This is a genomic window from Mesorhizobium sp. L103C131B0 (assembly GCF_000502275.1).
GTDB lineage: Bacteria > Pseudomonadota > Alphaproteobacteria > Rhizobiales > Rhizobiaceae > Mesorhizobium.
The window spans coordinates 535,452-556,674 of sequence record NZ_AYXC01000002.1; the positions used below are offsets into that span (position 1 = coordinate 535,452).

Genomic DNA, 21,223 nt, shown 5'->3' on the forward strand with positions numbered 1-21,223 from the left:
CTCAGCCTGCCTTTGCCATCTGCATCAGCGTCACCCGGCTCTGCAGCCGGCGCTGCGCTTGGTCGACGACGACGGCGACGATGATGACAAGGCCCTTGATCACCATCTGCCAGAAGGAACTCACGCCCATCATCACCAACCCGTCCGAAAGAATGCCGATGACGAAGGCGCCGACAATGGTGCCGCCGATCGTGCCGCGCCCACCCGACATCGAGGTGCCGCCGAGCACTGCCGCCGCGATGGCGTTGAGCTCGAAACTTTCGCCCGTTGCCGGGTGCGAGGCCATCAGTTCCGACGAGATGATCAGGCCGACGATCGCCGCGCAGAAGCCGGAGAACATGTAGACGAACATTTTCACCATGTTGACACGAACGCCCGAAATTCGCGACGCCCGTTCATTGCCGCCGACGGCGAAGATGTGGCGGCCGAGCGGCGTGTATTTGGCGAGATATGCCGCAACCAGCGCAACAACGATCAGGATCCAGATCGCCACCGGCAGGCCGAGCAGCCGCCCGGCGCCGAGGAAACCAAACCCGGTGGTGCCAAGCTCCGGCTTGCCGACGAGGTTGGGGAAGGTGCGGCCGTCCGACGACAGCAACGCCAGGCCGCGCGCGACATAGAGCACGCCGAGTGTGGCGATGAACGGCGCGACGTTCAGCCTGGTGATCAGCAATCCGTTGACGGCGCCGATCAATATGCCAACCGCCAGCGTGATCAGCGCGATCTCGACGACGTTGAAATAGATGGTGTAGCCGAATTGCAGGTCGATGCCGTTGAGCACGAGATAGCCGGCGACCATGCCGCACAGGCCGACGATCGAGCCGACTGAGAGATCGATGCCGCCGGTGATGATGACGAAGGTCATGCCCATGGCGAGGAAGGCGTTCAGCGCCACATGTTTCGACATCAGGATCAGGTTGGCGGTCGACAGGAAATTCGGCGCCGCGATCGAGAAGAAGACCAAGACGGCGATCAGCGCGATGAAGGTCCTCGCCTTCATCAGCGTCAGCAGCAGCGAGCCGCTCGAGACGGAGGGGGCAGCCGCCTTGGCCGGGATGTCAGTCATGGGTTCTCCGTGTGCGGGGCCGGTCCGTGGCCAAGTGCCGAGGCGGCGACAAGGGCTGCCTCCGTCGCCTCGGCGCGATCGAACATGCCGGTCAGTTTTCCGTTGCTCATCACCGCGATGCGGTCGGACAGCGCCATCACCTCATCGAGATCCGAGGTGGCGAACAGAATACCGAGCCCATCGCGCGACAGTTTGCGCATGGTGCGGAAGACGTCGGCCTTGGCGCCGACATCGATGCCACGGCTCGGCTCGTCCATCAGCAGCACCTTCGGCCCGGTGAGCAGCGCCTTGCCGATCACCACCTTTTGCTGGTTGCCGCCCGACAGCGACGAGACCTCCTGCGCCGGGTCGGCGACTTTGATCGCCAGTTCCCGCACCATCTGCGTGACCGCCTGCTTCTCCTGGCCGCCACTGATGTGGAACAGGCGGACAAAGCGCGACAGGCTGGCCAGTGTCAGATTGCTGGCGACGGAGAGGATCGACACCAGCCCTTCGCGTTGGCGGTCTTCGGGGATCAGCGCCAGCCCGCGCCGGATGCGCCGCGTCGTGTCCCGCTCCTTGACCTTCTTGCCGGCGATGAAGATCGCGCCGGTCGCCTGGCCATGGCGGCCCATGATGCAGTCGAACAGTTCGCTGCGCCCGGCGCCCATCAGGCCATAGATGCCGAGGATCTCGCCGGCGCGCAGCGACAGGGAGACGTGATCGACTGCCAGCCCGCCGGTCGCGCGCGGCAGGCAGATGTCCTCGGCGCGGAATATTTCTTCGCCGGGTACATGGCCGTCGGCCTTGGCGAAATCCTTGGCGTCGGAGCCGATCATCTGCCGCACGATCCACCGCGTGTCGACGTTTTTCATCTCTTCCTGGCCGGTGATCTGTCCATCGCGCAGCACCGTGATGTAGTCGCCAATGCGGATCAGCTCTTCCAGCCGGTGCGAGATGTAGACGATCGCCACGCCGCGCGCCTTGAGGTCGGCGATCACCTTGAACAGGATCTCGACTTCCGCCGCACTCAGCGCCGAGGTCGGCTCGTCCATGATCAGGATGCGTGCATCGAGCGAAACCGCCTTGGCGATCTCGACCAGCTGCTGCTGGCCGATGCGCAGATCCTCGACCAGCATGTCGGGCCTTATCCCGGCCTGCAGGCGTTCGAGAAATTGGGCCGCACGGCGCTCCTGCTCCTTGCGGTCGATCTTGCGAAACCGGTTGGTGATCTCGCGCGTGGCGAAGATGTTCTCGGCGACGGTCATATTGCCAAACAGGTTCAGCTCTTGGAACACCATGCCGATGCCGCGGTTCACCGCGTCGCCCGATGACGAGAAGGAGACCTCCTCCCCTTCCAGGAGGATCCGGCCGAGCGTCGGCTGTTCGACGCCGGCGATAATCTTCATCAGCGTCGATTTGCCGGCGCCGTTTTCGCCGACCAGCACATTGACGGCGCCCTTGCGCACCTCGAAATTCGCGCGCTTGACCGCGACGGTGCCGGAATAGACCTTGGAGACGTCCTCCAGCTTCAAGACGACATCGTGAGCAACCGCAGCGCTCATGGCTTCGGCCCGATTTCTGCCTCCGCCGGCGTCACCAGCGGCAGGTCCTGGCCGTTTTCGAGCGTATAGGCGCCGAGGACCTTGGCGGTCCGGCCTTCCAGCGCGTCACGTGGCAGTTTGGCAAGCACGGCCTTGACGGCATAGGCGTTGAACGCCTTGCCGAACTGGGCGAAGTCGATCTGGTTGGTAAAATCGTTGAACTGGATGAAATCGAGACTGTCGCGCAGCGCGGTTCCACGCATCGCCGGTCCGATCTGTACCCGCGCATCGGCCTTGCCGTCGCCGTCGACATCGATATCCATGGTCGCGGCCCGCGACTGCGTGTTGGCGGCGATGATCTTGCCCTCGACGCGAACCGCGAAGGTCCAGGGCGAATTCGCCTGCTTGTTCGGATTGCCATATTTGGCGCCGGCGGAAGCAGGATCGGTTTTTGCCAGAGCGTGGACCTCGGCAAAAGGCCCGGCCTTCTGCTGGAGGTAAGGCACGACCTTCGCGGCCCAGATCTCCTCGACCATCTTGTCCGGGTTGAAGACGGCGGCATTGCCGCTATCCCCCGAGGGAGTCGGCAAAATCTTGCAGGCGGTCAGGCTGATGCCGACTGCAACGACAAGCATCGGCCAGATCGGCTTGTTGTTCAGCATGATGGCCTGTTGAGCATGGTGATTGGCACCCACGGAAAATGGCGGCGAGGGACGACCTTGATCGCCCCTCGCTATTCATGTCACGCCGGCTCAGTTGGTCAGCGCAAACGTTTCCAGCTTGGAAGCATTGTCGCCATTGACCAACACGCAGTCCATCAGCTGCTTTTCCTTCTCGGGCGACTTCTTGTTCTTGATGAAGTCGTTGGCCTGCTCGACCGCCATCTGCGCCTGCGCATAGGCCGGCTGCAGCACGGTTGCCTTGATGCCGCCCGCGGTGATCGAATCGCGCACGTCGTTGGATCCGTCGAAACCGACGACGATGACTTCCTTGCGGTTCGCCGCAACCAGCGCCGCATACGCGCCCATGGCCATCGTGTCGTTGCCGGAGATGACGCCCTTGATATCCGGGTTGGCCTGCAGGATCGATTCCATCTTGGAATAGGCTTCCGTCTGGCTCCAGTTGGCCGATTGCTGGGCGACCATCTTCAGGTCCGGATAATCGTCGATGACGTCATGATAGCCCTTCGAGCGAATGCCGGCATTGGTATCGGATTCCTTGCCGACCAGCTCGACGAAATTGCCCTTCTCGCCCATCAGCTTGACGAACTCCTGCGCGCCGAGCTGGGCGCCCTGGTAGTTGTTGGAGACGATCTGCGCCACGGCGACGCCGGTGGCGTTGATCTCGCGATCGATCAGGAACGACGGCACGCCTGCGTCCTTGGCCTTCTGCACGGCAGCGACAGTGGCGTCGGCGCCGGCATTGTCGAGGATGATCGCCTTGGCGCCGCGACCGATCGCCGTATCGATCAATTCGGATTGCTTGTTGGCGTCGTCATCATGGACGAGCACAAGCGCTTCGTAGCCGAGTTCCTTGGCCTTGGCTTCGGCGCCGACGGCTTCCGCCTTGAAGAACGGATTGTCGTGCGAGGGCGTGATGATGGCAATGAGGTCGGCCGCATAGGCGGGTACCGCCGTGCCAAGCGCCAGCATGCCGGCGAACGCCGCAAGTGTCATTCTGCGTGTGAGTTTCATGATGTCCTCCCGTTTGAAAAATTGCCTTGATAAATCAAGGCCTCTGCATTCGAATTCATCGCGCAACGCGGGCCGCCGATCGGTTCAGGCTGAATGCCGGTGCCGGCTTCCCAAACGATCGGTTCTCCCCCGCCGTCCCTCCACTCGCCCAGGCTTCGTACTTCCCGCGAACCCTTGCCCAAGCCATCAACAGCTAAGCCAACTGGTATGATGAGTCAATCACTAATTGAGGTGACATGTTCCCACTGAGCAAAACATCTGTTCGTCATGGCGGGTGTGTCGAGCCATCGAGGCGCTCCGGCAAGCGCCCGACTCGGCCTGTCTCAGGTAATGCGCCGAATGCTCGCGGCGATCTCTTCGGGCTCGAACACCCGCTTCCAGTCGTCGCGCATCAGCACCGGCTTGCCGAATTCGATCGCCTTGTTGCAGGCATCCGAGAATACGCCCTTGGTCTCGCCGAAAATCACGGCGCCGAGCACGTTCATGTGGCCGAGCAGGAAGTCGAGCGCCGCCTGTTGGTCGACGCCTCGCGCGACGACCTCGTCGACGGCTTCCTTCATGACGACAAGCAGTGACGCGCACACCGTCTCCGATAGACCGGGCTCCAGCAGCGCCATCTGTTCGACGGTGACACGGTGCGAGCGCATGACCGGCGCCCAGATGATTTTTGCGACCGCCTCGCCCTTGGCGTAGTCCGCTTCCGGCCCCTGCATCAGCGCGCTGACCATATGCTGCTTGGCCTTGACGCCGCCAAAATAATCCTTCTTGGCCGCCATGTCGGTCTCGTCGTTGAAGATCGGCGGATGACAGGGATGGGTGACGAAATAGGTCAGGTCCGGCCGGTTGGGCAGATGGCCGGCGAAGGGTGCGGCCGCGTCGAGCACTATCACCATCGTGCCAGGCGCGAGCTTGCTCTCGATATCAGCCGCCACCTTGCCGATATGCGTGTCGGGAACGGCCAGGATGACGACATCCGCCCCGTCGAGCGCCGCATCGGCACTGACCGCGTCGAAGCCCAGTCCGGTCTTCAGCCGCTCGCGGCCGGCCTCGCTGACCTCGACATGGCGTACCGTGTAGGGCGATCCGCGAAAATTGGTCGACAGGCGGTAACCCATTTTGCCGCCGGCACCGAACAGCGCAATCGTCGTCATCTATCCCTACTCCCGCATTAAACGACGGCCGCGCCGATCGTCATGTTATTAACTGGTATAATCACCTTACCACGAATTGAGGAGTTGAACAGGGCTTTGATGAGCGGCTATACGGGCGCCCGTTTGGATTCCGTCCGCACGATTTCCGCAGTGGCGGTCGAGAATTCAACCAAGCCAGAGCGCCGTTGCCTTTCCAGACGTTCGATGCCCGCGTTAGAAGCCTCCAGGTCCATTTTTGCGGGGCTCGGTCGCGAGGTGACGGTGGGGGGCCACCAGCAAGGCGAAGCGCGTCCGCGCGGTCCGGTCGCGTTTTCGGGCCGTGAGTTCTCGCGGCGATTTGGCGAAGGGCTATAGAGAGCGCTTCGCCGGGGTTCCGGCGAGCCAAATCACTTCTAGTCGATCATGCCGACAATTATTTACCGGTAGCTTCCCGGGTCCTTGGCTTTCTCCGCCCTACAGCTGTCCGTGCGTTGCGCCGCCGTGCGGAAAGCGCCTTCATAAAACCTGATGGCTCTCTTGAATTTGGGGGGATTGGGCATCAGGTGTTTATCTTGCACATCGTACAAGATGTATATCGCCGTTATTTTGGATTTTCCGTCTGGAGTCAGCTGCAGCGCCGGGCATCGCGTCGTAACGGCGATGACGTTGGCTGACCATGTTACGACCAATTTCAACTGGGCGTCGGACAGCCCGGCCAGATAGTTGATGTTTTTTTGATAGGCAGGGTCGATGTGTTGTCGATTATCTTTTGCAGACGCAGCGGAAGACAGGACACCTACCACGCCGAGTATAATCAATATGCATTTCAAAAGCTGCCTCCCCCAATGTTATGGCCATCTCGACCACGGCATTGTCCGTCCCCACAAAGCAGGTTGAAACAAGTCAATTCGAAAAGCAATTGGGGTTCGCGACCTTATACGGATCACCGCACCTTCAGAACCCGGTTGCTCGCGGACGCCCTTCTTCAACCAATTGAAACCGGTAGCGGTCGCGCACGAACTCGTTGAAAAATTGCCCTTTCGAGAAGGCGGCCCGGAACGCCGCATAGGTCTCGGGCTCGACCTCTTCATAGTCGTAGCGGGCTCCGCTCGGGACGAACCAGACCGAGAGGATTTTCGTCGACGGGTCGTAATGGGTGTTGCGGATGGCGGTGGACGGCATGTCGAAATCCTGCTTCGTCCCCAAATCTTTCGCCCCAAATCCTGCTTCGAACATGCGTAATGCCGCAACGATGCGGAGGTTCCGACAGGGAGGCGCACCACAACGCCGAATCTTGCCCGGGTGGCGAGGCTTCCTATCTCTCCGTCAGATGGCACAGACGAAATCCAGTACAACAGCGTATGCCAGCCAGGGCGATCTCTTCGGCGCGGCCGACACGCTGCCGGAAGGATTTTCTTACCGGCCTAGCCTGATCACAACGGACGAAGAGGCGGAACTGGTCCGTCACCTCAATGAACTGTCCTTCAAGCCGTTCGATTTCCACGGCCACCTTGCCAACCGGCAGGTCGCCGGCTTCGGCTGGCGCTACGACTACGACCGGCGCCAGGTCGTCGAAGCGCCGCCCATCCCGAAATTCCTGCTGCCGCTTCGCGACAAGGTCGCGGATTTTGCCGGCAGGCAGGCCACGGAATTCGCGCAAGTGCTCATCAACGAGTATCGGCCGGGCGCGGGCATAGGTTGGCATCGCGACAAGCCGCATTTCGATCTCGTCGCCGGCGTCTCGCTGCTGGCGCCCTGCAGCTTTCGGCTGCGCCGAAAAAACGGCTCGAAATGGGATCGCAAGACGATCGAGGTTCAGCCGAGATCTGTCTATCTCATTGACGGCCCGGCGCGCCACGAGTGGGAGCACAGCATTCCGCCGGTCGCCGGGCACCGCTATTCGATCACGCTGCGCACTCTGAAATAGGCCACACTCCAAGCCACGCAGCAGCCGCTCTGGAAGACCGAGCGCAGTTGTGCTTCGATCGCACATGAGCGTGGATCGCAGCAGAGTTTTGGTTACCCGCGTGGCGCTCTTTCTGTGGGCATGCCTGTCCTGCGTTCTGGCTCTGCAGTGGCTCGTCGACCTTGGCATGGTCGGCTTTCCCGACGGATACATAACGCCCTATGCCCGAGCAACGAGCACGCTGTTGCATGTCCTTGTCTGGGCATGCCTGGCTCAAAGTCTCTACTTCGCTTGCCGAGCCTTGTTTGGCAAACGCTTCGAGCCTGCTCCTCTCTTCCTGCAAATCCTGATCGCCGCCGCACTGACTGTCGTGCCGGTATTCATCGTAAAACACTGTCCGCGGTCCCAGGTATGCAGCAACATCTATGAAGCGCTCACGAATACGATGATGGACGACGGCACCGGCGGATGACGTTGTGTCTCCAGTAACTGACGAGAGATAGAAGTTTGGCGTCGCGCCCGCGCGGTGGCGGTAAAACCTGGAGGAACCATGCGAAAGATCCTGGCATCGATGCTGCTGTTCGCGGCGGCGCTCTCTGCAAACCCCGCTCGGGCGCTGGACAGTACCAGCCCGCCGGTTGTCGTCACGCCGCTTGCCGATCGCAGCCAGACGGCGTCCGGCCAGCCGATCGTGCTGCCGCAGAAAAATGTCCAAGTGCTGGTTTCAACCTATGACATTGCGGTCGGCGCCACTCTGCCGGTGCACAAGCACCCGTTTGCCCGCTACGCCTATGTCGGGGCCGGGACACTCAAAGTGACGAATGTCGAGACCGGCAACAGCAACACCTACAAGACGGGCGATTTCATCATCGAGATGATCGGCCAATGGCACCAGGCCACCAACATCGGCGACGCCCCGGTCAAGCTGCTGGTCATCGACCAGGCCGAACGAGGCGCCAAGAACACGCTGCTGCGCCAGTAATAGCGGATCGGCCGGGTTGCCGGGCTGGCCCAAGCAGCGACTGGCTGTTCCGGCTTCCCCACCAACCGAGCCGATGCTAGGGCTGGCCGTCATGCTATCATGAAGGATCGCCCCTTGGCCGGAAATGCTCGCCCCCTGATCGAAATCTGCGTCGAAGGCATCGATGGACTGCTGGCTGCGCAGGCCGCCGGCGCCGACCGGGTCGAGCTCTGCGCCAGCCTGGTCGAAGGCGGCATCACGCCCAGCCTCGGCACGGTGCGCGCCGCACTCGAGAGCGCGACAATTCCCTTCCATGTCATCGTGCGGCCGCGCGGCGGCGATTTCCTCTACAGCGAGGCCGAATACAGCTCGATGCTCGCCGATGTCGCAGCGCTTCGTGACCTCGGCGTCGCCGGCGTCGTTGTCGGTTGCCTCAATGCCGACGGCACCATCGACGAAACCCGCATGGGCGCGCTGGTCGATGCCGCCGGTCCGCTCGCCGTCACCTGCCACCGCGCCTTCGACATGACGCGCGACCCGGCCGAGGCGCTGGAAGCGCTGATCCGCTGCAAGGTCGGCCGCGTGCTGACCAGCGGCCAGAGGGACACCGCGGTGGAAGGCGCCGGCCTGTTGGCGGATCTCGTCCGCCAGGCCGACGGCCGCATCATCATCCTCGGCTGTGGCGCGCTGGACCCCGAAAACATCGCCGGGGTGCTGGCATCAACCGGGCTGACGGAAATGCACTTCGCCGCGCTCAAGGATGTACCGAGCGCCATGGCCTACCGCAACCCGCAAGTCGGCATGGGCGGCGGCGATCTCGACCGCGAATACCGCACCACAGTCACCGATGGGGCGCTGGTTGCCGCGACGATTGCGGCGGCCAGAGCATGATGAGCGAAGCCGTGACTGGGCCGTCGCCGATCAGCCGTGTCTCGCCTCAGGACGAAGCGGCCATCCTCGCACTCAACAATGAGCACGCCGCCGAACTGTCATGGCTCGAGCCGGAACGGCTGTCCTTCCTGCTTGGCGAAGCGTTTTACGTCAGGCGCATCGGCACGCTCGAAGCCTTCATCATGACCTTCGACCAGGATGCGCGCTACGACAGCCCGAATTTCCTCTGGTTCCGCGAGCGCTATCCACGCTTCGTCTATGTCGACCGCGTCGTCGTCGCGGCGCAAGCGCGCGGCCGCGGCCATGCCCGCCGGCTCTACGAGGATCTGTTCGGGGAAGTCGCCCGCGCGGGCCACAGCATCGTCACCTGCGAGGTGAATGCCGAACCTCCCAATCCGGCTTCGGACGCCTTCCATGCCGCGCTTGGCTTTGCGCAAGTCGGCGAAGCGGCGATCCATGGCGGCCAGAAGACCGTGCGCTACTACCTCAGGCAGATTGCGGGCTGACGCATCGCTGGCTGATGATCGGCAAGCAGATCGCCACGGCAGCATAAGATTAGGAGTCCGTAGCCCTCACCAATTCCGGTTCAGCCAGGCCCGCGCGGGCTTCTCGACCAGATAGTAGCTGCATAGTGCACAGGCGAAGACAGCCGCCAGCATCGGGATCGGCGCACTGCCCTGCTCGGCGACGAATTTGTAGAAGGGCTGTTGCCAGAGATAGAGCGAGTACGACCATAGCCCGATCATCACCATCGGCCTGGATGAAAGCAGGCCGGTAAGATGCCAGTTGCTGGTGTCCAGCGTATTGACGGCAAGCGCCAGCAACGGCACCGCCAGTAGGTAATGGATCGGCGTCGGCACCGGATCGAGGAACAGCAATATAGCCGCCGCCGCCGACACGAGGCTGACATAGGGGCTCGTCAGGAATGCCGGCAGCCGGTCATCGTGCTTGAGCAGGCAGATCGATGCCGACAGCAGGATCGAGGCGATATGCACATCGGTGCGCCAATAGCTGTGCTCGTAATCCATGCCGAGTGCCCAGTACGAAATGGCGCCATTGGCCATCGCCAGCAGCGACAGCGTCACCAGCAGCCGAACGACATTACCCCGCCCGGTCACCACCACGCTGATCAGCGCCAGGATGATGTAGGCATGCTCTTCCACGCATAGCGACCAGATGTGGTCGAGCGCGCCGGCGCGGGTGATGAGAATTCCGGCATAGTTGTAGGTGAATGTCAGCGCCGTCAGCGCCGCCTTCCATTTGAAGGCGATAAAGCTGCCGGAGAGCCCGATCATCGCTGATATCACGAACACCAAAAGCGCGGGATAGATGCGCGAAAAGCGGCGCTTGAAGAATTTTTTCAGCGGAAAGCGTTCGATGAACAGGATTTCGCCCATCAGCCGGCCTGAGAGCACGAAGAAGAACTCGACGCCGAGCACGCCTAGATTGATCCCGGGAACGGGGAAGAAATGGCCGATCAGCACCAGTGCGATCGAAAGCCCGCGCCAGCCATCGAGATAGGCCAGTCTTGCTCTGGCTGCTTTGTCGGCTGTGGCCCGCGGCAGGGCAACAGACGCTGCGGAGATGTCGGCCATGCCGATCCTCTACGACGCAAGATCTTGGCGCAGCTCACACCGCCGCGCGCAGAATCCACCCCGTGTTCCGCCGAGCTATACATATTGCAGTGCAATATCAGATTGTGCAAGTGCGAGAATGGGGCTGGGCAGTCCCTTGGGAAGTATGCGCCTGTTCTTGCACGGGAATTACCTGAAACAACGGATTTGCGCGTGGCAGCGAACCCGCAAGGACTGGGCAGTTACAGCCCGCCGCAGACGAACAAAGGGGCCGCGATGGCCCCTTTCCTTGTCAGTAGCTTTATGATGTCAGGCGTTGGCTGCCGCCACCGCGCGCTTGGCCATCACGGCGACCAAATTGGCGCGGTATTCGGCCGAAGCGTGGAGGTCGGTCATCAAATTCTTAGCCGGCACTTTCACGCCGTCGAGCGCCGATGCGGCAAAATTCTTCGCCAGTGCGGCTTCGATCTCCTTCGAGCGGAACACACCGTCATCGCCGGCACCGGTGACGGCAACGCTGACCCCGTCCTTGCCCTTGGCCACGAACACGCCGACGATCGCATAGCGCGAGGCCGGGTTGCGGAATTTTTCGTAAGCAGCCTTGGCCGGCGCGGTAAAACTCACCGCGGTGATGATCTCGCCTTCTTTCAGCGCCGTTTCGAACAGGCCGGTGAAGAATTTCGCGGCTGAAATCTCGCGCTTGTTGGTGACGATGGTGGCGCCCAGCGCCAAGAGCGCCGCCGGATAATCGGCGGCTGGGTCGTTGTTGGCGACCGAGCCGCCGATCGTGCCCTTGTGGCGCACCGCCGGATCGCCAATCAGCGACGCAAGGTGCGCAAGCGCCGGACAGGCCTTCCGCAGCTTCTCGTCATTGGCGACGTCGTAATGGGTTGTGGCGGCGCCGATGGTGACGGTCTTGCCCGACACCTTGACGCCTTGCAGCTCCCTGATCCGCGACAGGTCGATCAGGTCGGACGGTGCGGCGAGCCGCGTCTTCATCGCCGGGATCAGCGTCATGCCGCCTGACAAAAGCCTGGCGTCGCCGCTCTTCACCAGCTTGGCGGCGTCGACGACCGAGGCGGCGCGGTGGTAGTTGACTGCGTACATGGGATCCTCCCCTGAAGTGGTTAGGCAGTAGTGAGTAGTGAGTAGGGAGTAGGGAGTAGGGAGTAGGGAATAAGGACGCTGTCATCTCCGGTAATGCCAATTCCCTACTCACTACTCCCTACTCACTCATTTCTTCGCCCGTATCGCCGCCCACACCGTCGACGGCGAGGCCGGCATGGCGATGTCCACAATCCCCAAAGCGTCGGTGATGGCGTTGATGACCGCCGGCGGCGAGCCGATGGCGCCGGCCTCGCCACAGCCCTTGATGCCGAGCGGATTGCTCGGACACGGCGTGTTCGAGGTCGACACCTTGAATGACGGCAGGTCGTCCGCGCGGGGCATGGTGTAGTCCATGTAGCTCGCCGTCAAAAGCTGCCCGCTATCGTCATAGTGAGCGCCTTCCAGCAGCGCCTGGCCGATGCCCTGGGCGATGCCGCCATGCACCTGGCCCTCGACGATCATCGGGTTGATGATGTTGCCGAAATCGTCCGCGGCGACGAACTGGACGATCTCGGTCGTGCCGGTTTCCGGATCGATCTCGACCTCGCAGATGTAGCAGCCGGCCGGGAAAGTGAAGTTCGCCGGATCGTAGAAGGCGGTTTCCTTCAGTCCCGGCTCCATGCCTGCCGGCAGATTGTGAGCGGTGTAGGCGGCAAGAGCCACCTGGAACCAGGGCAGGCTCTTGTCGGTGCCGGCAACCTTGACCTCGCCATTCTCGATGACGATGTCGCCCTCGTCGGCCTCGAGCAGATGGGCGGCGATTTTCTTGGCCTTGGCCTCGACCTTGTCGAGCGCCTTGGCAATTGCCGACATGCCGACCGCGCCCGAGCGCGAGCCGTAGGTGCCCATACCCATCTGCACCTTGTCGGTATCTCCATGGACGATCGAGACCGAGTCCAGTGGCACGCCAAAACGCTGGTTGACGAGTTGCGCGAAGGTCGTCTCATGGCCCTGGCCGTGGCTGTGCGAGCCGGTCAGCACCTCGATCGTGCCGACGGCATTGACCCGCACCTCGGCCGATTCCCACAGACCGACGCCGGCGCCGAGCGAACCGACCGCCGCCGACGGCGCGATGCCGCAGGCCTCGATATAGCAGCTCATGCCGATGCCGCGCAGTCTGCCCTGGCTGGCGGCCGCCGCTTTGCGCTTGGCAAAGCCGGCATAGTCGGACGCCTGTGTCGCCGCATCGAGTGAAGCTCCATAGTCGCCGGCGTCATAGTTCATGATGACCGGCGTCTGGTGCGGAAACTCGGTGATGAAATTGATGCGCCGCAACTCCGCCGGAGAGACCCCAAGTTCACGCGCGGCGGTCTCCATTGTCCGTTCGAGCAGATACGTGGCTTCCGGCCGCCCTGCCCCGCGATAGGCATCGACGGGTGCCGTGTTGGTGTAGACGGTGCGCACATTGGCGTGGATCGTCGGGATGTTGTACTGGCCCGACAGCAGCGTCGCGTAGAGATAGGTCGGCACGCAAGACGAGAACAGCGACATGTAGGCGCCGAGATTGGCGATGGTGTCGACTTTGAAGCCGGTGATCTTGTTGTTCTTGTCGAACGCCATTTCGACCGTCGAGACATGGTCGCGGCCATGTGCGTCGGTGAGGAAGCTTTCGGTGCGGTCGGCGACCCATTTGACCGGGACGCCGGTTTTCTTGGACGCCCACAGGCAGACGATCTCTTCGGGATAGATGTAGATCTTCGAGCCGAAGCCGCCGCCGACATCGGGCGCAATGACGCGCAGCTTGTTTTCCGGCGCGACATTGTAGAAGGCGCTCATCACCAGCCGCGCGACATGCGGGTTCTGCGACGTCGTCCAGCAGGTAAAATGGTCCTCGGCCTTGTCGTAATGGCCAAGGGCCGCGCGCGGCTCCATGGCGTTGGGAACCAGCCGGTTGTTGACGATCTTCATGCGGGTGACATGGGCCGCCGCCTGGATCGCCGCGTCGGTCGCCTTGGCATCGCCGATCTCCCAGTCGAAGATAAGATTGTCCTCGGCTTCGGCATGGACCTGCGGCGCACCTTTTTGCAGCGCCTTGGTGGCATCGACCACCGCCTTCAATTCCTTGTAGGTGATCTCGACCGCTTCGGCCGCGTCGCGGGCCTGGCCCTTGGTTTCCGCCACCACGATGACGACCGCGTCGCCGACATAGCGCACCTTGTCGACGGCCAGCGGCGACCACGCGCCCATCTTCATCGGCGAGCCGTCCTTGGAATGGATCATCCAGCCGCAGATCAGGTTGCCGATGCCGTCGGCCTTGAGCTCCTTGCCGGTCAAGACGCCGATGACGCCGGGCATCGCCTGCGCTCGTCTGACGTCGATCTTCTTGATCTGAGCATGCGCGTGCGGGCTGCGCACGAAAGCGGCATGCTTCATGCCGGGAACCACCATGTCGTCGACATAGCGGCCGGCGCCGGTGATGAACCGTTTGTCTTCCTTGCGCACGACCCGAGCGCCGATGCCTTCAATGCCCATAGGAATTCCTCCGGAATAGCGAATAGTGAGTAGCGAATAGTGAACAGTGAGTAGGGAATTGTGCTCGGAGCGGTTCGGCTAAACCGACTACTCGCTATTCACTATTCACTACTCGCTTCTTTCTTACGCTGCCTGTTTCGCCCTGCCCTTCGGCACCTTCGCCATCGTCTGCGATGCGGCAAGGATCGCCTTGACGATGTTGTGGTAGCCGGTGCAGCGGCAGATGTTGCCTTCGAGCTCGGCGCGCACCGTCGCCTCGTCAAGGCCTTCGGGATGGCGCGCGATCATGTCGGTCGCCGTCATGATCATGCCCGGCGTGCAGAAGCCGCATTGCAGCCCATGATGTTCCTTGAACGCGGCCTGCATCGGATGCAGGTCGCCGCCATTGGCAAGCCCTTCGATCGTCACCACGGTCGACCCGGAGGCCTGCACGGCCAGCATCGAACAGGACTTCACCGCCTTGCCGTCGACATGCACGACGCAGGCGCCGCATTGAGAGGTGTCACAACCGACATGCGTTCCGGTGAGACCAAGATTTTCGCGCAGGAAATGAACCAGAAGCGTTCGGTCCTCGGCAGCGCCGCTGATCCGTTTTCCGTTCACGACAAACGAAACGTCCGACATGCATCCTCCCTGGGTATCGACCTTGGTAGTCATGCTGCCGATGCGGCTTTGGCGCTCGGCCATGCGCTATTGGTACACTGCAAAAAGCGCAAAAAACACACGGCGCTCATTGTACTTTCGGTCATGGAGAAAACGAAAATCATGGGCCTGTCCGCCCCATTGCCAAAGAGCGAATAGGGGGCAACAATGCCCTCGACGCCAACGCGCCGAGAGACATAAAACGGGCGCGCGCAGGAAGCGTCGGAGGATATCGGGAGGAAGCCTCTGGCCAGTTCACGGACGAGCTATGCATCCGGTCTGTCGGCGCTCACCACCGACGAGCCCGACGCCGATGCATTCGCCCTGGCGTTCGCCGTCGAGGCCGCAGCCATCGATGCCGGCTTTGCCCTGCTGTTCTTTTCCCAGAGCCTGCTTGATGCGAGCGTCCTTTCGCAAGCGCTGAAGACCCACGCGCCGACGCTGGCCTACGCCGCCTGCTCGACCGCCGGCGAGATAACCCCGCAAGGCCTGGAGGAAGGTCATGTGCTCGCCATGCTCTTTCCCTCCGCGTCGTTTTCGGCGGTCAGCACCATGGTCGACAATCTCTCCTCGTCGGGCATGGACAGGATCACTGATGAAGTCGAGGGCTTGCGGCGGTTGCTGCGCGGACGCACCGGCAGTTGCCATGCCAAAAGCACCTTCGCGCTCTGCTTCATCGACGGCCTGTCCTTTGCCGAGGAAGCTGTAACCTCGGCCATCCATTGGGGGCTGGACGACATCCCGCTGATAGGCGGTTCGGCGGGCGACGATTTGAAATTCGAAACCACCAGGCTGATTTCGAACGGCAAGGTTGCGTCCGACAGCGCCATCATTGTGCTGATCGCCACCGAGATCCCGTTCCATGTCTTCAAGACCGACAATTTCATCCCAACCGACGAGAAGCTGGTGGTGACGGCATCCGATCCGGACCACCGCACCGTGCGCGAATTCAACGCCACCAACGCGGCTGAGGAATATGCAGCCTCGGTCGGCATCGTTGCGCAGAACCTGACGCCGATGAGCTTCGCCTCGCACCCGGTGGTGGTGAAAGTGGGCGGCGAATATTACTGCCGCTCGATCCAGAAGATGCATGCCGACGGTTCCCTGTCATTCTTTTGCGCCATAGACGACGGCGTCGTGCTGTCCATCGCCCAGCCCAAGGACATGGTGGAATCCACGCGCGCCGCACTGCGCGACGTCGAGCAACGGCTCGGCGGCATCGACATGATCCTCGGCTTCGATTGCGTGCTGCGCCGGCTCGACGCCCGCAACCGCCAGGTGTTCCGCGACATTTCGGAGCTCTACCGGGTCAACAATGTCATCGGCTTCGGCACCTATGGCGAACAGTACCGTTCGATGCATCTGAACCAAACCTTCACCGGCATCGCCTTCGGCGAACGCCAGGCGGCGGAATAGCGCATGCCGCTCAGGGACATCAACGACGTCGACAGGCTGAAGAAGATCAACGCCGCTCTGGTCAGCCGCGTCGAGCGCTCGATGGACCAGCAGGGCAACGCCTTCTCGCTGTTCCAGACCGCAATTTCACTGGAAAACCGCGTGCGCATGCGCACCGAGGAACTGCACTCGACCTTGCGCCGGCTGGAACAGTCGAACATCGACCTCAGCGCCGCCAAGGAAAACGCCGAGCTGGCAAACCTGTCCAAGACCAGGTTCCTGGCCGCCGCCAGCCATGACGTGCTGCAGCCGCTGAACGCCGCCCACCTCTCCGTCTCGGCGCTGGCCGAAGTGCAGACCAGCGACGAGGGCAAGAAGCTCGTCCGTCAGGTCGAGCGCTCTCTGGAGACCATGGAAGACCTGTTGCGCACGCTGCTCGACATTTCCAAGCTCGATGCCGGTGTGGTGCAGCCCGACATCGGCGATGTCAATCTGGAGACGCTGTTTTCCTCGCTGCGGTCGGATTTCCTGCCCGTGGCCGAGATGAAGGGGCTGGCGCTGAAGTTCCGCCCGGTCAGCGCCGTGGTGCGTTCGGACCGCACGCTCTTGCGCCGCATCCTGCAAAACATCCTGTCCAATGCGCTGCGCTATACCCCTTCGGGCGGCGTGCTTGTCGGCACAAGGCATCGCGGCGATACCATCCGCATCGATGTCGCCGACACCGGCTGCGGCATTCCCGACGACCAGCGCGAGGCGGTGTTCGAGGAGTTCCATCGCGGCTCCGCCATTCCAGCCGACACCGGGATCTCCGGCGGCGGGCTGGGCCTGGGCCTTGCCATCGTGCGGCGCATGGCCGCCGCGCTCGGTCATCCCGTGACGTTCTCCTCGAGGGTTGGGCGCGGCACCATCTTCCACATCGACGTGCCGGTCGGCATCGGCGCCAGCGCCGACGCCATCGCCAGCCTTGCCGAGATGGAGCGGCCGCGCGGCTACGGCCTGTTCGGCACCAAGGTCCTGCTGGTCGAAAATGACGCCGACGTGTTGCAGGCGATGACCTTCCTGCTCGAGCGCTGGCAGTGCCTGGTGCGCGCCGCGACTTCGACCGAGGCTGCGATCAGCCTGCTTGGCGACACCGACTGGGTGCCCGACATCGTCATTGCCGACCAGCATCTCGACGACGGCGACCTCGGCACCGCAACAATAGCCGAAGTCCGCGACTATCTCGGCCGCGCCGTGCCGGCGCTGATCGTCACCGCCGACGGATCGGAGGCCGTCGCCAAGGCAGCCCGCGCCGCAGGCATAGAGCTGATGCGGAAGCCGCTAAAGCCGGCGCAGCTAAGGGCGCTGCTGGCGCATTTGCTGGCTTGAGCCCCATACCCTCCCCTCGATGGGGAGGGTCGGCGCGCAGCGCCGGGGCGGGGTGCAGCGCCAAGCTCCCCCACCCCGCTCCGCTTCGCGGATCGACCCTCCCCACAAAGGGGGAGGGTAAAGATCAAAACCCGGCCTGATCGCGAAACAGCTCCGCATTGTCCAGCTTCGACACCTCAATCACCGCTTGCGTGCGGCTGTAGACGTTGAGCTTGCGCAGGATCTCCGAGACATGCGCCTTGACCGTGGTCTCGCCGACCTGCAGCTCGTAGGCGATCTGCTTGTTCAGCAGGCCCTGGCGCAGCATCTGCAGCACGCGCAGCTGCTGCGGCGTCAGTTTGGCCAGCCGCTGCACCATATCGGCGCGGTCGGCGCTGTCGGCGTCGGGCGGCTGTCCCTCATATGTCTCCGGCACATAGATCGCGCCCTCCATCACCGAGCGGATTGCGGCCGCAAGATCGCTTTTGCGCGCCGATTTCGGGATGAAGCCGGCAGCGCCATAGGACAACGCCTCGGAGATGATCTTCGGCTCCTCATAGCCCGAGACGACGACCACCGGCAGCCGCGGATGGCGGGTCCTGAGTTGCAGCAGTCCATCGAAGCCATGGACATCAGGCATGTTGAGATCGAGCAGCGCCAGATCGAACGGTTTTATCCCACCCAGGAGATCGAGCGCCTCGGCGATCGAGCGCGCCTCCACGGTGTCGACTTCCGGATAGGCCATCTGCACGGCGCTGTGCAGCGCCTCGCGAAACAGCGGATGGTCGTCGATGATCAGAAACCGGGCGCGATCGTTAATTGCGGTCATGGTGTTCGTTTCAGTTCTCCGTGGGCACGATACTCCCGCTGGTATGGCCAGCTTATTGGCAAATAGTCTATCGCCATCTTAACCCCCGGAGGCGAAGCCGACTTTATCCGACAATCAAGGCGCAGCCGATGCTTTTGCTGGCGCTGACGCCTTGCCCGGCCGTCCAAATCGGTCGAATGTGCCGGCAACAACCCAGGCAGAGACCCGCGCATGACAGACTTCGTCCTTCCCCTGCCCGCAACCCCGTCGGTGGCCGTCGCCGGCTCTGCCGAGCGTTTTGCGGTGCGCCGCATCTTCTGCGTCGGCCGCAACTACGCCGCGCATGCCCGCGAACTCGGCAATGACGAGCGCGACCCGCCCTTCTTCTTCACCAAGCCGGCCGATGCGGTGGTCGGTTCCGGCACCACGATCCCCTACCCGCCCTTGACCAAGAACCTGCACCACGAGATCGAGCTGGTCGCGGCGATCGGCAAGGCCGGCTTCCGCATCCCGCGCGCGCAAGCGCTCGACCATGTCTGGGGCTACGGCGCCGGTATCGACCTCACCCGCCGCGACCTGCAGGACGAGGCCAAGAAAGCGGCGCGGCCGTGGGACTGGTCGAAGGCCTTCGACCGCTCGGCGCCTTGCGGCCCGTTGGTATCAGCCGCCAAATCCGGCCACCCGCAAAAGGGCCGTATCTGGCTCGCCGTCGACGGCGCGGTGAAACAGGAGGGCGACCTCGCCGAACTGATCTGGCCGATCGCCGATATCGTTTCGATCTGCAGCAGTGCGGTTGTACTACAACCGGGCGACCTGATCTTCACCGGCACGCCGGCCGGCGTCGGCGCGGTGGCGCCGGGCCAGACGATGACCGGCGGCGTCGACGGCATCGGCACCATCGAGATCACCATCGGCCAAGATTCCGTCGGCCAAGATTCCGACAAGCCGTGATCCAATGAGCGACCTCGTCCTCCACAACTACTACCGCTCTTCCACCTCCTATCGCGCACGCATTGCGCTCGAGATGAAGGGCCTGACCTACGATTACGTGCCGCATCATCTGCGTCATGGCGACCATCTGGAGCCGGCTTACCTGGCGGTCAATCCGCAGGGGCTGGTACCGGCGCTGATCCTGGGCGACGGCACGCTTTTGACGCAGTCGCTGGCGATCATCGAATATCTCGACGAGACCCATCCCGAACCGCCGCTGCTGCCGAAGGACGCGCTCGGCCGGGCGCGCGTGCGAATGCTGGCGCAGATGATCGCCTGCGACATCCACCCGGTGAACAATCTGCGCGTGCTGACCTCGCTGCGCACTTTGTTCGGCGCAGGCGACCAGGATGTCGTCAACTGGTTCCGCCACTGGGTGAACGAAGGCTTCCAGCCGCTTGAAAAGATTCTGGCTTCATCGGATGAGACCGGCACATTTTGCCATGGCGACGCACCGGGCCTCGCCGACATCTGCCTGGTCGCCCAGATCGCCAGCAACGCCCGCTTCGGCGTCGACCTGACACCCTACCCCGAGATCTCGCGCATCCACGCCGCCTGCATGGCGCTGCCGGCCTTTCAGAAGGCGGCGCCGGAGAATCAGATAGATGCCGAATAGGCTCACAATGCCGGAGCAGAGCACGGAGAGTTGCCGATGAAAGCCGTCGTCTTCGAAAGATTCGGCGAGGCGCCGAGAATCCAGACCGTGCCGGATCCGAAACCGGCCGCGGACGGTGTGGTCATCAAGGTCGAGGCGACCGGGCTCTGCCGCAGCGACTGGCATGGCTGGATGGGTCATGATGACGGCATCACGCTGCCGCATGTGCCGGGCCATGAACTGGCCGGCATCGTCGTCGCCGTCGGCAAGCGGGTGACCCGCTGGAAGGCCGGCGAGCGCGTCACCGTGCCGTTCTGCGTCGGCTGCGGCCGCTGCTTCGAATGCAATTCGGGCAATCATCAGGTCTGCGAACACCAGACGCAGCCCGGCTTCACCGCCTGGGGATCGTTTGCCGAATATGTCGCCATCGAGCATGCCGACACCAATCTCGTGCGCCTGCCCGAGGAGATGGAGTTCGCCACCGCCGCCAGCCTCGGATGCCGCTTCGTCACCTCGTTTCGCGCCATTGTCGACCAGGGCCGGGTGACGCCGGGCGAATGGGTGGCGGTGCATGGCTGCGGCGGCGTCGGCCTGTCGGCGATCATGATCGCCAGTTCCATGGGCGCCAATGTCATCGCCATCGACCTCACCGACGAGAAACTGGACTTCGCCAGAAAGATCGGCGCCGTGGCGACCATCAACGCCTCGACCACGCCGAACGTGGTCAAGGCGATCAAGCAGATCACCAATGGCGGCGCGCATATGTCGATGGACGCGCTCGGCCACCCCACGACATCGTTCAACTCGATTGCCAATCTGCGCCGGCGCGGCCGCCATGTGCAGGTCGGCCTGATGCTGGGCGAACACGCCCGCCCGCAAGTGCCGATGGACAAGGTGATCGCCTTCGAGCTGGAAATCCTCGGCAGCCACGGCATGCAGGCCCACCGCTACCCCGCCATGATGGAGATGATCCGCACCGGCAAGCTCAAGCCCGAACTGCTGGTCGGCAAGAAGATCAGCCTTGATGAGGCGCCTGCGGCGCTGGTGGCAATGGGCGGGTTCGAGGGGATTGGCATTGGGGTGGTGACGAAGTTCTAGGGCGGAGTCGCCCTCCACCACCAA

The 21,223-nt window shown here is 62.8% G+C and carries 22 protein-coding genes; 10 read left to right on the top strand and 12 right to left on the bottom strand.

What is annotated here, in order from left to right; genetic code table 11:
• Position 1 precedes the first annotated feature (1 nt).
• The 7 genes from X730_RS158680 to X730_RS158650 form a co-directional block, all read right to left on the bottom strand.
• On the bottom strand, positions 2-1,066 hold the full coding sequence (locus tag X730_RS158680; RefSeq protein WP_023730743.1) for an ABC transporter permease: 1,065 nt from the start codon (positions 1,064-1,066) through the stop codon (positions 2-4).
• Positions 1,063-2,610: a sugar ABC transporter ATP-binding protein gene (locus tag X730_RS158675; protein WP_023825735.1), complete on the bottom strand. Its 1,548-nt coding sequence runs from the start codon at positions 2,608-2,610 to the stop codon at positions 1,063-1,065. Before X730_RS158675 ends, X730_RS158680 begins: the two co-directional genes overlap by 4 nt.
• The gene (locus tag X730_RS158670) at positions 2,607-3,251 is read right to left on the bottom strand and encodes a DUF2291 family protein (protein WP_023825736.1); all 645 of its coding nucleotides are present in this window, start codon (positions 3,249-3,251) and stop codon (positions 2,607-2,609) included. Before X730_RS158670 ends, X730_RS158675 begins: the two co-directional genes overlap by 4 nt.
• Positions 3,252-3,341: 90 nt before the next feature.
• Positions 3,342-4,283 carry a D-ribose ABC transporter substrate-binding protein gene (locus X730_RS158665; protein WP_023825737.1) on the bottom strand — a complete coding sequence of 314 codons (942 nt, stop codon included), beginning with the start codon at positions 4,281-4,283 and terminating at the stop codon, positions 3,342-3,344.
• 323 nt (positions 4,284-4,606) lie between these two features.
• Entirely contained in the window at positions 4,607-5,434 is an 828-nt protein-coding gene (locus tag X730_RS158660; protein ID WP_023825738.1) for a phosphogluconate dehydrogenase C-terminal domain-containing protein, read from the bottom strand.
• Between the two features lie 416 nt (positions 5,435-5,850).
• On the bottom strand, positions 5,851-6,231 hold the full coding sequence (locus tag X730_RS158655) for a hypothetical protein (RefSeq protein WP_023805419.1): 381 nt from the start codon (positions 6,229-6,231) through the stop codon (positions 5,851-5,853).
• Between the two features lie 136 nt (positions 6,232-6,367).
• Complete coding sequence (locus X730_RS158650) at positions 6,368-6,595, bottom strand: KTSC domain-containing protein (RefSeq protein ID WP_023805420.1); 228 nt, start codon at positions 6,593-6,595, stop codon at positions 6,368-6,370.
• A gap of 148 nt (positions 6,596-6,743) precedes the next feature.
• On the opposite strand from X730_RS158650, the gene X730_RS158645 reads away from it, so the two are divergent.
• The 5 genes from X730_RS158645 (at position 6,744) to X730_RS158625 (ending at position 9,677) form a co-directional block, all read left to right on the top strand.
• Entirely contained in the window at positions 6,744-7,340 is a 597-nt protein-coding gene (locus X730_RS158645) for an alpha-ketoglutarate-dependent dioxygenase AlkB (protein ID WP_023672616.1), read from the top strand.
• Between the two features lie 64 nt (positions 7,341-7,404).
• The gene (locus X730_RS158640; RefSeq protein ID WP_023730737.1) at positions 7,405-7,791 is read left to right on the top strand and encodes a hypothetical protein; all 387 of its coding nucleotides are present in this window, start codon (positions 7,405-7,407) and stop codon (positions 7,789-7,791) included.
• 78 nt (positions 7,792-7,869) lie between these two features.
• Positions 7,870-8,301, top strand: coding sequence for a cupin domain-containing protein (locus X730_RS158635; protein ID WP_023825739.1), 432 nt, complete (start codon positions 7,870-7,872; stop codon positions 8,299-8,301).
• A gap of 114 nt (positions 8,302-8,415) precedes the next feature.
• Entirely contained in the window at positions 8,416-9,171 is a 756-nt protein-coding gene (locus tag X730_RS158630; protein WP_023825740.1) for a copper homeostasis protein CutC, read from the top strand.
• Positions 9,171-9,677, top strand: coding sequence for a GNAT family N-acetyltransferase (locus tag X730_RS158625; RefSeq protein ID WP_023825741.1), 507 nt, complete (start codon positions 9,171-9,173; stop codon positions 9,675-9,677). Before X730_RS158630 ends, X730_RS158625 begins: the two co-directional genes overlap by 1 nt.
• A gap of 66 nt (positions 9,678-9,743) precedes the next feature.
• Here X730_RS158625 and X730_RS158620 read toward each other — a convergent pair whose 3' ends face one another.
• The 4 genes from X730_RS158620 to X730_RS158605 all read right to left on the bottom strand — a co-directional run bounded on the left by X730_RS158620 (position 9,744) and on the right by X730_RS158605 (position 14,948).
• Positions 9,744-10,766: an acyltransferase gene (locus X730_RS158620; protein ID WP_023825742.1), complete on the bottom strand. Its 1,023-nt coding sequence runs from the start codon at positions 10,764-10,766 to the stop codon at positions 9,744-9,746.
• 288 nt (positions 10,767-11,054) lie between these two features.
• Positions 11,055-11,852, bottom strand: a complete 798-nt coding sequence (locus X730_RS158615; protein ID WP_023825743.1) for a xanthine dehydrogenase family protein subunit M — start codon at positions 11,850-11,852, stop codon at positions 11,055-11,057.
• Between the two features lie 126 nt (positions 11,853-11,978).
• The gene (locus X730_RS158610) at positions 11,979-14,324 is read right to left on the bottom strand and encodes a xanthine dehydrogenase family protein molybdopterin-binding subunit (protein ID WP_023688177.1); all 2,346 of its coding nucleotides are present in this window, start codon (positions 14,322-14,324) and stop codon (positions 11,979-11,981) included.
• Between the two features lie 123 nt (positions 14,325-14,447).
• The gene (locus X730_RS158605) at positions 14,448-14,948 is read right to left on the bottom strand and encodes a (2Fe-2S)-binding protein (protein WP_023681712.1); all 501 of its coding nucleotides are present in this window, start codon (positions 14,946-14,948) and stop codon (positions 14,448-14,450) included.
• A gap of 342 nt (positions 14,949-15,290) precedes the next feature.
• On the opposite strand from X730_RS158605, the gene X730_RS0133270 reads away from it, so the two are divergent.
• A complete protein-coding gene (locus X730_RS0133270) occupies positions 15,291-16,382 on the top strand; it encodes an FIST signal transduction protein (RefSeq protein ID WP_245261311.1) in 1,092 nt (363 codons plus the stop codon).
• A gap of 3 nt (positions 16,383-16,385) precedes the next feature.
• Complete coding sequence (locus X730_RS158600) at positions 16,386-17,729, top strand: hybrid sensor histidine kinase/response regulator (RefSeq protein ID WP_023688174.1); 1,344 nt, start codon at positions 16,386-16,388, stop codon at positions 17,727-17,729.
• A gap of 124 nt (positions 17,730-17,853) precedes the next feature.
• Here the strand turns inward: X730_RS158600 and X730_RS158595 are convergent, their stop codons facing one another.
• Positions 17,854-18,537: a response regulator transcription factor gene (locus X730_RS158595; RefSeq protein ID WP_023672627.1), complete on the bottom strand. Its 684-nt coding sequence runs from the start codon at positions 18,535-18,537 to the stop codon at positions 17,854-17,856.
• Positions 18,538-18,747: 210 nt separating this feature from the next.
• Between X730_RS158595 and X730_RS158590 the strand changes: the two genes are divergently transcribed.
• From X730_RS158590 to X730_RS158580, 3 genes are read left to right on the top strand one after another with little or no spacing between them, the layout of a single operon-like run.
• Positions 18,748-19,467: a fumarylacetoacetate hydrolase family protein gene (locus X730_RS158590; RefSeq protein WP_023825746.1), complete on the top strand. Its 720-nt coding sequence runs from the start codon at positions 18,748-18,750 to the stop codon at positions 19,465-19,467.
• A gap of 4 nt (positions 19,468-19,471) precedes the next feature.
• Complete coding sequence (gene maiA / locus X730_RS158585) at positions 19,472-20,122, top strand: maleylacetoacetate isomerase (RefSeq protein WP_023710731.1); 651 nt, start codon at positions 19,472-19,474, stop codon at positions 20,120-20,122.
• A gap of 36 nt (positions 20,123-20,158) precedes the next feature.
• Entirely contained in the window at positions 20,159-21,199 is a 1,041-nt protein-coding gene (locus tag X730_RS158580) for a zinc-dependent alcohol dehydrogenase family protein (RefSeq protein WP_023825747.1), read from the top strand.
• Positions 21,200-21,223 lie beyond the last annotated feature (24 nt).

Coding starts and splice junctions, on each gene's coding strand:
- X730_RS158615 (WP_023825743.1), bottom strand. CDS start 11,852: ATGTACGCAGTCAACTACCACCGCGCCGCCTCGGTCGTCGACGCCGCC.
- X730_RS158670 (WP_023825736.1), bottom strand. CDS start 3,251: ATGCTGAACAACAAGCCGATCTGGCCGATGCTTGTCGTTGCAGTCGGC.
- X730_RS158590 (WP_023825746.1), top strand. CDS start 18,748: ATGACAGACTTCGTCCTTCCCCTGCCCGCAACCCCGTCGGTGGCCGTC.
- X730_RS158640 (WP_023730737.1), top strand. CDS start 7,405: ATGAGCGTGGATCGCAGCAGAGTTTTGGTTACCCGCGTGGCGCTCTTT.
- X730_RS158610 (WP_023688177.1), bottom strand. CDS start 14,324: ATGGGCATTGAAGGCATCGGCGCTCGGGTCGTGCGCAAGGAAGACAAA.
- X730_RS158580 (WP_023825747.1), top strand. CDS start 20,159: ATGAAAGCCGTCGTCTTCGAAAGATTCGGCGAGGCGCCGAGAATCCAG.
- X730_RS158665 (WP_023825737.1), bottom strand. CDS start 4,283: ATGAAACTCACACGCAGAATGACACTTGCGGCGTTCGCCGGCATGCTG.
- X730_RS158625 (WP_023825741.1), top strand. CDS start 9,171: ATGAGCGAAGCCGTGACTGGGCCGTCGCCGATCAGCCGTGTCTCGCCT.
- X730_RS158620 (WP_023825742.1), bottom strand. CDS start 10,766: ATGGCCGACATCTCCGCAGCGTCTGTTGCCCTGCCGCGGGCCACAGCC.
- X730_RS158645 (WP_023672616.1), top strand. CDS start 6,744: ATGGCACAGACGAAATCCAGTACAACAGCGTATGCCAGCCAGGGCGAT.
- X730_RS158660 (WP_023825738.1), bottom strand. CDS start 5,434: ATGACGACGATTGCGCTGTTCGGTGCCGGCGGCAAAATGGGTTACCGC.
- maiA (WP_023710731.1), top strand. CDS start 19,472: ATGAGCGACCTCGTCCTCCACAACTACTACCGCTCTTCCACCTCCTAT.
- X730_RS158595 (WP_023672627.1), bottom strand. CDS start 18,537: ATGACCGCAATTAACGATCGCGCCCGGTTTCTGATCATCGACGACCAT.
- X730_RS158650 (WP_023805420.1), bottom strand. CDS start 6,595: ATGCCGTCCACCGCCATCCGCAACACCCATTACGACCCGTCGACGAAA.
- X730_RS158600 (WP_023688174.1), top strand. CDS start 16,386: ATGCCGCTCAGGGACATCAACGACGTCGACAGGCTGAAGAAGATCAAC.
- X730_RS158635 (WP_023825739.1), top strand. CDS start 7,870: ATGCGAAAGATCCTGGCATCGATGCTGCTGTTCGCGGCGGCGCTCTCT.
- X730_RS158680 (WP_023730743.1), bottom strand. CDS start 1,066: ATGACTGACATCCCGGCCAAGGCGGCTGCCCCCTCCGTCTCGAGCGGC.
- X730_RS158605 (WP_023681712.1), bottom strand. CDS start 14,948: ATGTCGGACGTTTCGTTTGTCGTGAACGGAAAACGGATCAGCGGCGCT.
- X730_RS158675 (WP_023825735.1), bottom strand. CDS start 2,610: ATGAGCGCTGCGGTTGCTCACGATGTCGTCTTGAAGCTGGAGGACGTC.